Source organism: Nonomuraea sp. NPDC050556, assembly GCF_044457355.1.
In the GTDB taxonomy this organism is placed as follows: Bacteria; Actinomycetota; Actinomycetes; order Streptosporangiales; family Streptosporangiaceae; genus Nonomuraea.
This window is the reverse complement of record NZ_JBITGU010000003.1, coordinates 1,486,892-1,497,153: the sequence shown is the minus strand read 5'-3', so window position 1 is coordinate 1,497,153 and position 10,262 is coordinate 1,486,892. Positions and strand designations below refer to the sequence as shown.

At 69.9% G+C, this 10,262-nt stretch carries 10 protein-coding genes; 4 read left to right on the top strand and 6 right to left on the bottom strand.

Annotated features, from left to right (window positions below):
* Positions 1-2 precede the first annotated feature (2 nt).
* The 5 genes from ACIBG8_RS35965 to ACIBG8_RS35945 are packed head-to-tail and all read right to left on the bottom strand — an operon-like array spanning position 3 to position 5,069.
* Positions 3-953, bottom strand: coding sequence for an ADP-ribosylglycohydrolase family protein (locus ACIBG8_RS35965; RefSeq protein ID WP_397347569.1), 951 nt, complete (start codon positions 951-953; stop codon positions 3-5).
* Positions 950-2,266: an ABC transporter substrate-binding protein gene (locus tag ACIBG8_RS35960; RefSeq protein WP_397347568.1), complete on the bottom strand. Its 1,317-nt coding sequence runs from the start codon at positions 2,264-2,266 to the stop codon at positions 950-952. Before ACIBG8_RS35960 ends, ACIBG8_RS35965 begins: the two co-directional genes overlap by 4 nt.
* Before the next feature lie 9 nt (positions 2,267-2,275).
* Positions 2,276-3,094 (bottom strand): carbohydrate ABC transporter permease, encoded by an 819-nt coding sequence (locus ACIBG8_RS35955; RefSeq protein WP_397347567.1) that lies wholly within the window; start codon positions 3,092-3,094, stop codon positions 2,276-2,278.
* The gene (locus ACIBG8_RS35950; protein ID WP_397347566.1) at positions 3,091-4,002 is read right to left on the bottom strand and encodes a carbohydrate ABC transporter permease; all 912 of its coding nucleotides are present in this window, start codon (positions 4,000-4,002) and stop codon (positions 3,091-3,093) included. Before ACIBG8_RS35950 ends, ACIBG8_RS35955 begins: the two co-directional genes overlap by 4 nt.
* Positions 3,999-5,069, bottom strand: coding sequence for a LacI family DNA-binding transcriptional regulator (locus tag ACIBG8_RS35945; RefSeq protein ID WP_397347565.1), 1,071 nt, complete (start codon positions 5,067-5,069; stop codon positions 3,999-4,001). The genes ACIBG8_RS35950 and ACIBG8_RS35945 overlap by 4 nt, the downstream gene beginning before the upstream one ends.
* A 240-nt stretch (positions 5,070-5,309) precedes the next feature.
* Between ACIBG8_RS35945 and ACIBG8_RS35940 the strand changes: the two genes are divergently transcribed.
* Together ACIBG8_RS35940 and ACIBG8_RS35935 are read left to right on the top strand one after the other, a co-directional pair.
* Entirely contained in the window at positions 5,310-5,933 is a 624-nt protein-coding gene (locus ACIBG8_RS35940; RefSeq protein WP_397347563.1) for a PadR family transcriptional regulator, read from the top strand.
* A 133-nt stretch (positions 5,934-6,066) separates the two neighbouring features.
* The gene (locus ACIBG8_RS35935) at positions 6,067-6,882 is read left to right on the top strand and encodes an alpha/beta fold hydrolase (protein ID WP_397347562.1); all 816 of its coding nucleotides are present in this window, start codon (positions 6,067-6,069) and stop codon (positions 6,880-6,882) included.
* A gap of 3 nt (positions 6,883-6,885) precedes the next feature.
* Here ACIBG8_RS35935 and ACIBG8_RS35930 read toward each other — a convergent pair whose 3' ends face one another.
* Positions 6,886-8,103, bottom strand: a complete 1,218-nt coding sequence (locus ACIBG8_RS35930) for an MFS transporter (protein ID WP_397347831.1) — start codon at positions 8,101-8,103, stop codon at positions 6,886-6,888.
* 43 nt (positions 8,104-8,146) lie between these two features.
* On the opposite strand from ACIBG8_RS35930, the gene ACIBG8_RS35925 reads away from it, so the two are divergent.
* Positions 8,147-9,319: an ROK family protein gene (locus ACIBG8_RS35925; RefSeq protein ID WP_397347561.1), complete on the top strand. Its 1,173-nt coding sequence runs from the start codon at positions 8,147-8,149 to the stop codon at positions 9,317-9,319.
* A 502-nt stretch (positions 9,320-9,821) separates the two neighbouring features.
* On the top strand, positions 9,822-10,226 hold the full coding sequence (locus tag ACIBG8_RS35920) for a heme-binding protein (RefSeq protein WP_397347560.1): 405 nt from the start codon (positions 9,822-9,824) through the stop codon (positions 10,224-10,226).
* Positions 10,227-10,262: the final 36 nt, after the last annotated feature.

Below are 10,262 nucleotides of genomic sequence, written 5' to 3'. Positions count from 1 at the left end.
CGTTAGAGTCCTCTCGCCAGTTCGTCGGCGACGTCCAGCACGTGTTTACCCGCGACGACCGGCAGGCACTTGCCCGTCACCGGCCCGATCCGCGCCGCCCAACGCGCGGGCACGCCGCTCTCGCCCTGGCCCGCGCCCGCCACCGCGCCGGCGATGGCGCCGATGGTGTCGGCGTCGCGGCCGAGGCTGACGGCGTACGTCACGGACTGCTCGACGTCACCCTGCCCGGCCAGGTACGCGGCGAAGGCCAGCGCGACGGCCTCGGGGGCCAGGTCGGTCCAGGGGTAGTGCTTGACGACGACCGCCTCGTGCAGGGCTTCTTGCGAGCCTCCCGCTGAGACGAGGTCGCGCACCCGCATGATGTTCCGCGCCGTCCACGAGTCGGTCGGCACCGCCGCGAGCCCGAAGGCGACCACCTCGGCGGGCGGCGCCCCGGTCATCGCCATGGCCACGGCTGCGGCGACGGCGCGACCGCCCAGGATGCCTTCGCCTGAGCCGCTCACCAGGCCGTCCTGCTCGACGAGCCTGGCCGCCTCTGCCGGGTCGCCTGGGCAGAAGATCCCGTACGGCGCGGCCCGCATGGCCAGGCCGTCCGACCAGCCGTGCGCGTGGACGTGGCCGGTCAGCGGCGGTTCTACGCCCCTGCGCAGCGCCTCGACGGTGCCGAGTTCGGAGAACCCGGCGCCCTTCATCGGCCCGTCGATCAACGGGATGATCTCGTCCCTGTACGCCTGGGCCACGTCGGCTGGCGTCAGGTCGTGGCCGTGCTTGACCAGGAGCGAGGCGGCGAAGATGGCGTACTCGGTGTCGTCCGTGCCGCCGCCCTCGATCTCGGTGAGCCTGCCCCAGCGGCGGACGATCTCCGCCGGGGTGAGGTTCTCCGCCGGGGCCCCGAGGGCGTCGCCGGCCGCCAGGCCGAGCAGACACCCCCGGGCGCGATCGTGGTAGCTCACTTGTTGTACCGCTCGAGCACCTTGTTGCCCTCCTCGACGAGCTTGGCCGCGGCGTCGTCGAGAGAGATCTTGTTGGCGTAGTACTGCTGCAGGACCGGCGTGGCGACCTTCGTCTTCCACTCGTCGTACCCGTTGACCTTGAGGAACGGGGCGACGACCAGGCTCTTGGCCGAGGCGGTCGCGACGTCCCAGCCGTTCTCCGTCGTGGTGATGGAGGCGTCGGAGGCGGCCTTGGTGGAGGTCGGCAGGAGCCAGTCGCCCTTGGCGAGCTTGGCCTGGTTCTCACCGTTCAGGAAGTAGGAGATGAACTTCAGCGACTCTTCCGGGTGCTTGCTGTCCGCGGCGACCGACAGGGTCTGGGAGACCGCGCCCTGCTCGGTCGTGGTGCCCTTGAGCGGCGGGAGGGTGATCCACTCGAAGCCCTTGGGCGCCTGCTCGGCGACCTGCTGGCGCAGGTAGACGCCGACCGGCAGCAGCGCGTACTGGTCCTTGTAGAAGCCGGGCAGCGGGTCGGCGGTGCCCATGCCGAGCGCCTTGGGGTCGGCGGACTTGTCGGTGTAGAGCTGGTTGTGGATGCGCTGGAGGACTTCCTTCTCCTCCGGGCCGACCTTGACGGTGGTCTTGCCGTCGGCGCCGGTCTGGAAGAAGGTGCCGCCGAAGTTGAGCGCCAGGTTCAGGGTCTTGTTGACCGGCGACTTCATCGGCCACGCGACGCCGAACGTCTTGTCGTTGGTCAGCTTCTTGCTGATCTCGGCGAACTCGTCCCAGGTCCACGGGTTGTCCGCGGTGGGGATGCGCACCTTGGCGGCGTCGAGCAGCTTCTTGTTGCCGATGATGACGGTCGACTCCTGCAGGAACGGCACGCCGTACACGCCCTGGCCGCCCTTGCCGTCACCGAAGGTGGTGGTGTCCCAGGCGCTCTGCGGGATGTCGCTCTTCAGGTCGGCGGGGATCTTGTCCTTGAGGTCGAGCAGGTAGCCGTCGGAGGCGAAGCCGGACAGCGCGGGCGAGTCGTTGTGGATCACGTCGGGCGCCGTGCCGCCGGCGAACTGCGTCACGAGCTGGTCGTTGACGTTGTCCCAGCTGCCCTGCACGTAGGTGACCTGGATGTTCGGGTTCGCCTTGTTCCAGGCGTCCACGATCTCCTTGTTGGCCGCCACGGACTCCTTCTGCCAGGCGAGGCTGAGGAAGTTCAGCTTGACGGCCTCGCCGGGCTTGGCGGCCTCTTCCTTCGTGCCACCGCCGCCCGAGGTGCCACAAGCTGCGGCGAGCGCGACGATCGCCGCAGCCGCCAATGCGGACTTGATTCGCATATGAGCCTCCTAGCCCTTGACGGCGCCGGCCATCAGGCCGGACTTCAAACGCCGCTGGATGATTGCGAAGAAGATCAGGCTCGGGATCGTCGCCATGAGCGACGCCGCCGCCAGCGGTCCGAGCCTGGCCACCCCCTCCGGGCCGGTGAAGCGCACCAGCGTCAGGGGAAGCGTCATCACGCCTGGCTCCTGGAGGATGACCAGCGCGAAGAGGAACTCGTTCCACGAGGAGATGAACGAGAAGAGCAGGGTCGCCACCACGCCGGGGGCGAGCAGCGGGGCCACGACGCTGACGATCGCGCGGAAGCGGCTGGCGCCGTCCGTCGACGCCGCCTCCTCCAACTCGACCGGCACCGAGCGCACGTAGCCCTGCAACATCCACAGCGCGAACGGCAGGGTGAAGGTGACGTGCACGATGACCAGGCCGGGCAGCGTGTTCACCAGGCCCATGTCCCGCAGCACCATGAACAGCGGAATGATGATCAGGATGAACGGGAAGACCTGGCTGACCAGCACCCACCCGATCGCGATCCTGTTGACCAGGCTGCGGTAGCGGGCCATCGCGTAGGAGGCGGGCAGCGAGATCACGACCGTGATCACGCTGGCGAACAGCGCGACGATGAGGCTTCTGGTGGCCGCGCCGACGAGGTCCTGCTCGCCGAACGCGTCGCTGAAGTTGGCCAGCGTCGGGTCCCTGGGGATCCAGGTCGGGTCGAGCGAGGCCATCTCCTGTGGCGTCTTCAGCGCGGTCGACAGCAGCCAGACCAGCGGGAAGGCGAGGAAGACGATGTAGGCGAGCAGCGCGAGATATTGCGGAACGCGTTTCACTTGGCCTCCCTCATCTGGCGCCACAGGTACAGCCCGAGCACGGCGAGCACGACGATGGCGAAGGCGATGCCCAGCATCGAGGCGTAGCCGAAGAAGCGGTAACGGAACGCCTCCTCGTAAGCGAAGATCATCGGCAGTCGCGTCTGCCCGCCAGGCCCGCCCTGGGTGAGCACGTAGACCAGGCCGAACTGGTTGATGTTCCACACGAAGTCGAGCGAGGTGATCGCGATGATGACCGGGCGGAGCTGCGGCAGCGTGATGTTCCAGAACCGGCGCCACCGGCCGGCGCCGTCCACCTCGACGGCCTCGTAGAGCTCCTTGGGGATGCCCTGAAGGCCCGCCAGCAGCACGACCGTGGTCTGCGGCATGCCCGCCCAGACGCCGACCACGATGATCGCGGGCAGCGCGAGCGAGAAGTCGGCCAGCCAGTCGATGTCGGTGCCGAGCATGCCGTTGAGGATTCCGGCGTCGGCGTGGTAGACGAGCTTCCACATCAGGCCGATGCACACCGGCGGCATCGCCCACGGCACCACGGCCAGCACCCGGGCCACGCCCCTGAACCGGAGGTTCTGGTTGAGCAGCAGCGCCAGGCCGAGCGCTGCCAGGAACTGCAGCACGGTCACCGAGACCGACCAGATCAGGCCGATCTTGAAGGAGGCCCAGAAGTCGCCGTCGCCCAGGAGCTGGGTGAAGTTCTCCAGGCCGGTGAAGCTGATCTCCCGGTTGCGCCCGGCGCGGGCGTCGGTGAAGGCCAGGCCGATGCCGTACAGCAGCGGGCCGACGCTGAACAGCAGGACCGGCACCAGCGCGGGCAGCATCAGGTAGAGCATCTCGCGGTTCTTGCGCGACCTGACCTTCCTGCGCTGCTTGGCCGAGGTCGTCGGCGGTCGCGTGGCGGTCGCCGTCATGAACCCTCCTCCGTCCTGCGTGCCTCTGCGTAGGGTGCCTCTTCCGAGGAGGCGGGCGCCGGTTCCGTCGCCGACGTCGACGCCCTGATCACGAGCCTGGGCTGGACGGTCACCACCCGAGGCGGCGCGTCACCGCGCTCCAGGCGGTCGAGCAGCAGTTGCGCCGCCGCCCTGCCACGCTCTGCCGCGCCGAGGCTGACGCTGGTGAGCGAGGGCCAGGAGGCGGCCGCGAGGTCGGTGTCGTCCATGCCGACCACGGCCACGTCGTCCGGCACCTTCCTGCCCGCCTTGCGCAGCACGTCGAGCGCGCCCAGGGCGATGAGGTCGTTGGCGCACACGAGGGCGTCCACGTCACCGGCCCTGGACAGCAGCGTCTCCACCGCACGGGCCCCGTCCGCGCGATAGAAGTCCCCGATCTGCACGATGGTCTCGTCGTACGGCAGGCCGAGCGCGTCGAGCGCGTCGCGGTAACCGGCGGCGCGGGCGTGGCCGGGCACGGTGTCGAGCGGGCCGTTGACCAGGCCGATCCGTCGGCGGCCGAGCGCGTACAGGTGCTCAAGCGCCAGCCTGATGCCGGTGCGCGAGTCGGTGCGCACGTTGTCGACCTGGGTGCCGTCGGGCACCGAGCCGATGATGACGACGGGGGCGCGGGCGGTGGCGATCATGCGCAGGTGCTCGTCGGTGACGCGCAGCGGGCTCATGATCAGGCCGTCGACGTAGCGCTCGCCGAGGCTGTGCAGCACGTCGATCTCGTCGGCGACGACGGCGTCGGTGGAGTGCAGCACCAGGCGGTAGCCCGCGGCCTTGAGCACCGGCTGGATCTGCCTGACCATGGCCAGGTAGTTGGGGTTGCCGATGTCGGCCATCGCGAAGGCGACCTGGTGGGTGCGGCGCGACTTCAGCGAGCGGGCCACCGCGTTGCGCACGTAACCGAGCTCTTCCGCCGCCGTCATGACCTTGCGTACGGTCTCCTGACGGGTGGGCAGGCCGTTCAGCACCCGCGACACCGAGGCGATCGAGACGCCGGCACGTTCGGCGATCGTGTTGATCGTGGGTCCGTTGGCCAAGGCTGTCCTTCCAGAAGTGCAAACGCTTCACAGAGCCCCGGCTGTAAACGTTTACGGCGATGGGGTTATGAAACATGTATGTTACTTCTGGGTCAAGTCACGATCCCATAACACCAGGTCAGAGTATATGTCGCTACAAACTGTGACAAGAGCCCACTTGTAGCGAGGATGACCTCTTCCCTTTCTCTACTCGCCGACGTATATTCGTAGACGAGTAGACAGTTTCGTGGGGAGGCGACGGTGGCGAAGCGGCGGCGGGTCGGCAATCTGCTGGCCCTGGCGGTGTTGTCGGTGGTCGTCCAGCGCCCCATGCACCCCTACGAGATGGCCTCGGTCATCCGCGCGCGCGGCAAGGACGAGGACATGCCGATCAAGTGGGGCTCGCTCTACACCGTCGTCGGCAACCTGGAGAAGCACGGGCTCATCGAGGACGCGGGCAGCTCCCGCGAGGGCGCGCGCCCCGAGCGCACGGTCTACCGGATCACCCCGGAGGGCCGCGAGGAGCTGGCCGACTGGGCGCGCGAGCTGGTCGGCACCCCGCAGCAGGAGCACCTGAGCTTCGAAGCGGGGCTCTCGGTGATGGGCATCCTCGGCCCCGACGAGGCGATCTCCCTGCTGGGCGTACGGCTGGGCCTCGTCGAGGCCGAGATCGCCCGTCGCAGGGCGGCGCTGGAGCGCGACGCCGCGGTGCTCCCGCGGCTGTTCCTGCTGGAGAACGAGTACGACCTGGCCGTCCGCGAGGCGGAGGCCACCTGGGTGCGCACGCTGCTGGAGGAGCTCACCAGCGGCGCCTTCCCCGGCCTCGACGGGTGGCGGGCCTACCTGGCCACCGGCGAGGTGCCTCACGACCTGACCGGCCTTTGAGCGAAAGGGCCCGGCCCGGTGTTGCAGCACCAGGCCGGACCCGTGATCCCGGAACCACATCCACCGAGGGACCCGGCCACGAGATGGCAACCGTAAGGATAGCCGGGCTCCCGATCCCCCCATGGGAGCGACCATGCCCACGACCACTTCCACCGATGGCACCACCATCGCCTACCTCCAGCTGGGCAGCGGGCCCGGCCTGATCATCCAGCACGGCGCGATGCAGACCTCGGCCAGCCAGCTCGACCTGGCCCGCGAGCTGTCCGCCGACTTCACCGTGTACCTGCCCGACCGCAGAGGACGCGGGGACAGCGGGCCTGTCGGGGACGACTACGGCGTCCGGCGCGAGGTCGAGGACCTCGGCGCCGTCGTCGCCGCCACCGGCGCGCGGTTCGTCATGGGGGTCAGCTCTGGGGCGATCATCAGCCTCACCACGATGCTGTCCAACCCGGCGATCACCAGGGCGGTCGTCTTCGAGCCGCCGTTCGACATCGACGGCTCCAACGGGACCGGCTGGGTGCCGCGCTTCGAGCGGGAACTGGCCGCGGGCAGGGTCTACGCGGCGCTGGTCACCAGCATGAAGGGCACCAAGCTGGGGCCTCCGGGGATCAACGCGATCCCCCGGCCGATCCTGGAGTTCCTGTCCAAGCGGATGGGCGGGTCGTTCGCCGGCCTCGCCCCGACGCTGCGCACCGACATCCGGGTCGTCGAGGAGACGGCGGACACGATCGAGTCCTACGAGCGGGTCGAGGCCGAGGTGCTGCTGATGGGCGGGGACCGGAGCGCCGACTACCTCAAGCTCGCCCTCGACCGCCTGGAGAAGGTCCTCCCCCACGTCAAGCGGGTCACCTTCCCCGGCCAGGGGCACAGCGTGACGGGCAACAGGGCGGACCGTGGCAACCCCGCCCTGGTGGCGGCGGAGGTCCGCCGCTTCCTCACGACCGCTTAGACCTCATTCCGCTATGAGCTCCTGGACCTTCACGGGCTCCCTGGTGGTGAGGGCGCGGATCGCCGGGGTGCCCGCCAGGGTGATCACGGCGGCCAGGACCGTCGGGATGATCAGCGCCACCGGCAGGGAGGTGTGGTCGGCGACGAAGCCCAGCGTCGCCGGTCCCATCAGCAGGCCCGTGTAACCCGCCGCGGTGATCTGCGACAGGGCCTTGCCGACCGCGCCGCCAGCCGCGCCGACCGCGCTGAAGATGACCGGGATGACCGTGGCCAACCCGATCCCGGTCACCGCCCAGCCGATCCAGGCGAGCGGCAGGCCGAGCGCGTGCGGCACCAGCGGCGACGCCAGCACCAGCAGGTAGCCGCCCGTGCCCAGGACGCCGGAGAGCCGGATGGTGCGCACCGGGCCGAGCCTGGCCCTGATCGGGTCGCCGAACAGCCGCACGGTCGTCATCGCCACGGCGTAGACGGTGAACGTCAGCGGCGCGAGCGCGGGCCCGGCCCCGAGGATCCACTTGGCGTGCAGGGCCGTCCAGTCCATGGCGGCGCCCTCGCTCAGGTGGGCGGCGAACGCGGCCAGGCCGAGCAGCGCGATCAGCCCCCAGCCGAGCGGGAAGCCCTTGGCCGCTGCCCCCGGCGTACCGTCCGCCTCGACGGGCTCGGCTGGCAGCAGAACCCTGGCCGGCGCGATGCACAGGAACGGGATCAGGATGCCTCCAGCCACCAGCAACGCCTGGCCGTTCACCCCCAGGCTCAGCAGCGCGGCCGTCAGCCCCCCGGCGGCGGCGCCGCCCAGGCTCCACGCGCCGTGGAAGGCCGAGATGATCGGCCTGCCGTACCTCCGCTCCACCTCGACCGAGTGCGCGTTGATCCCCACCTCGCTGATGCCGATGCCCACGCCGAACAGCACGGCCAGGACGCAAAGCTGCAGGTAGGTCGCGGCAAGAGCCGGGCCGAGCAACACCAGGGCGGAGAACGGCCCGGAGAACCAGCACACGACCCGGCTGGAGTACCTGTCCACCAGCGGCCCGGCCAGCAACATCGACACCAACGCGCCAGCCGAGACGAGCAACAGCGCCGCGCCCAGCTCGCCCGCGCTCAGATCGAGCCTGGCGCTCAGCGACGGCAGCCCGGCCGCCCACAGGCCGACGACGAGTCCCAGGAGAACGAAGTAGGCGAAGAGCCCGGCTCTGGCACGCTTCGCTGTGAGGTCTGGCAGCATTTTGTTCACGGCAAGAGCATAATGAGTCGAAGGAGGTTCGACAATGGGGGCGACCACGAGTGCGGAGCTGCGTGCGCACAACCGGGCGCGGCTGCTGCGCGCGGTGCACGACTGCGGCGCGAGCCGTACCCGGTCGCAGCTGACCCGCGACCTGGAGCTGGCCAGGGGCACGGCGTCGGTGCTCGTCGGCGAGCTGGCGGCCGACGCGCTCCTGCACGAGGAGCCCACCGAGGGGCACGGCAGGGGGCGGCCCACCCAGATCCCAGGACCGCACCCGGACGGGCCGCTGGTGCTCGCCGCCGACCTGCGCGAGGACGCGTGGGAGATCGCGGCGTGCGAGCTGGGCGGGCGCATGACGGCGCTGGAGACCAGCGGGCACGACGGCACCCCTTCCGGCGTGCTCGGGCCGCTGGGCGCCGCGCTGCGGCGGTTCACCGGTCCCCGGGTGGTGGGGGTGGGGCTGGCGGTGGCTGGGCCGGTACGGCACGACAACACCGTGGACATCGCCCATCTCGGGTGGGGGGAGGTGGATCTCGGCGAGCCGCTCGGGCTCGGCGTACCGCTGCTGGTCGGCAACGACGCCAGGCTGGCCGGGCTGGCCGAGGCTCGGCGCGGGCGGCTTCAGGGGGTGGGGGTCGGGCTGCACCTGCACGTGGACTTCGACCTGGGCGGGACGCTGCTGGTCGGCGGGAGCCCGCTGACCGGCGCGTCCGGCACCTCGGGCGAGTTCGGGCACATGCCGATGGGGGGCGATCCCTCGATCGTGTGCATGTGCGGGGCTCGGGGGTGCTGGGGGCAGCTCGTGGGCTCCAACGCGCTGCTGCGGGCCTTCGGGATGGAGGCTGGGTACGGCAGGGGGCGGGAGGAGGCCGAACGCATCCTGGTCGCGGCGGCTCGGGGGGACGCGGCGGCGATGGCGGCGGTGACGGAGAACGCGCGGGCGCTGGGGGCGGGGGCCGGGGCGCTGGTGAACGCGCTGGACCCTGAGGCGGTCACGTTGTCGGGGACGGCGGTGGAGGTGTTCATTCTGGCGGGTACGGCGGTGCGGGAGGCTTATGTGGAGGGGCTGATGGCGTTCCGTCGGTCCAGTCCTGCGCCGATCTCGACGTCGGCGCTCGGGCGGCGGGGGCCGTTGATCGGGGCGATGGAGTCGGTGTTCGACGCCTTTCTGACGCCAGAGGGGGTCGAGGGGTGGCGCGCGAAACAGTCCTCGTGAGGGTCCTCAACCCCTTGAGGACCCTCAGGACCCCAGCCCCTCGTGGACCTTGAGGACCTTGAGGACCTTGAGGACCTTGAGGACCTTGAGGACCTCAACCCCCTGAGGACCTTGAGGTCTTCCGGACCCTCAACCCCCTGAGGACCCCCAGGACCATCAGGACCATGAGGACCATAAGGACCTCCAGGACCATGAGGACCTCAACCCCGTGAGGACCTTGAGGTCTTCAAGGTCCTCACGGGGTTGAGGTCCTTGGGGTCTTCGGGGTCCGGCCTCTGGTAGAGGCCTTGGGGGCTGGCCCCTGGAAGGGTCGTGAGGGGGTTGCGACACGCCCGGGGGGCAATGTGTGACGAACGACACTTTTGACCGGTTACGGGCTATCTGGTGGCTTGCCGTACCAGATGGGGTTGTCGTTCCGGCGGGGATCTTGCGGGGTGGGCAGTGAGGGCTGTACGCATGGTCACGAAATCGCCGGAAATTTCGGGACCTTGAGGGGTATTGCGTGAACCTTGAACTCGCCCTCCGCATGTGCGAGGCCGCCATCAAGCAGGCGGCCCGCGAAGGCGCGCAGGTCTCGGTCGCCGTCGTCGACTCCGGCGGCCATCTGGTGACGTTCCAGCGTATGGAGGGTGCGGAGATAGCCGGACCGGTGCTCGCGCCGGGCAAGGCGTACACCTCGGTGGCCAACCGCATGTCAACGGCCGATTTGGCGCCGCTGACCCAGCCGGGAGGGGAGCTCTACGGCCTCGCCGGGGACCGCTTCGTGTGCTTCGGAGGTGGCATTCCGCTGTGGGCGGACTACGGTGAGGGAGAACGCGTGGTCGGCGGCGTGGGGGTCAGCGGAGGCACCGTGGCCCAGGACGTCGCGTGTGCCGAGGCGGCCGCTTCGGTGTGGCGCACACGTTGAGCGGGCGCTTTCCGCAACAAGCACCCCTGGTATCCG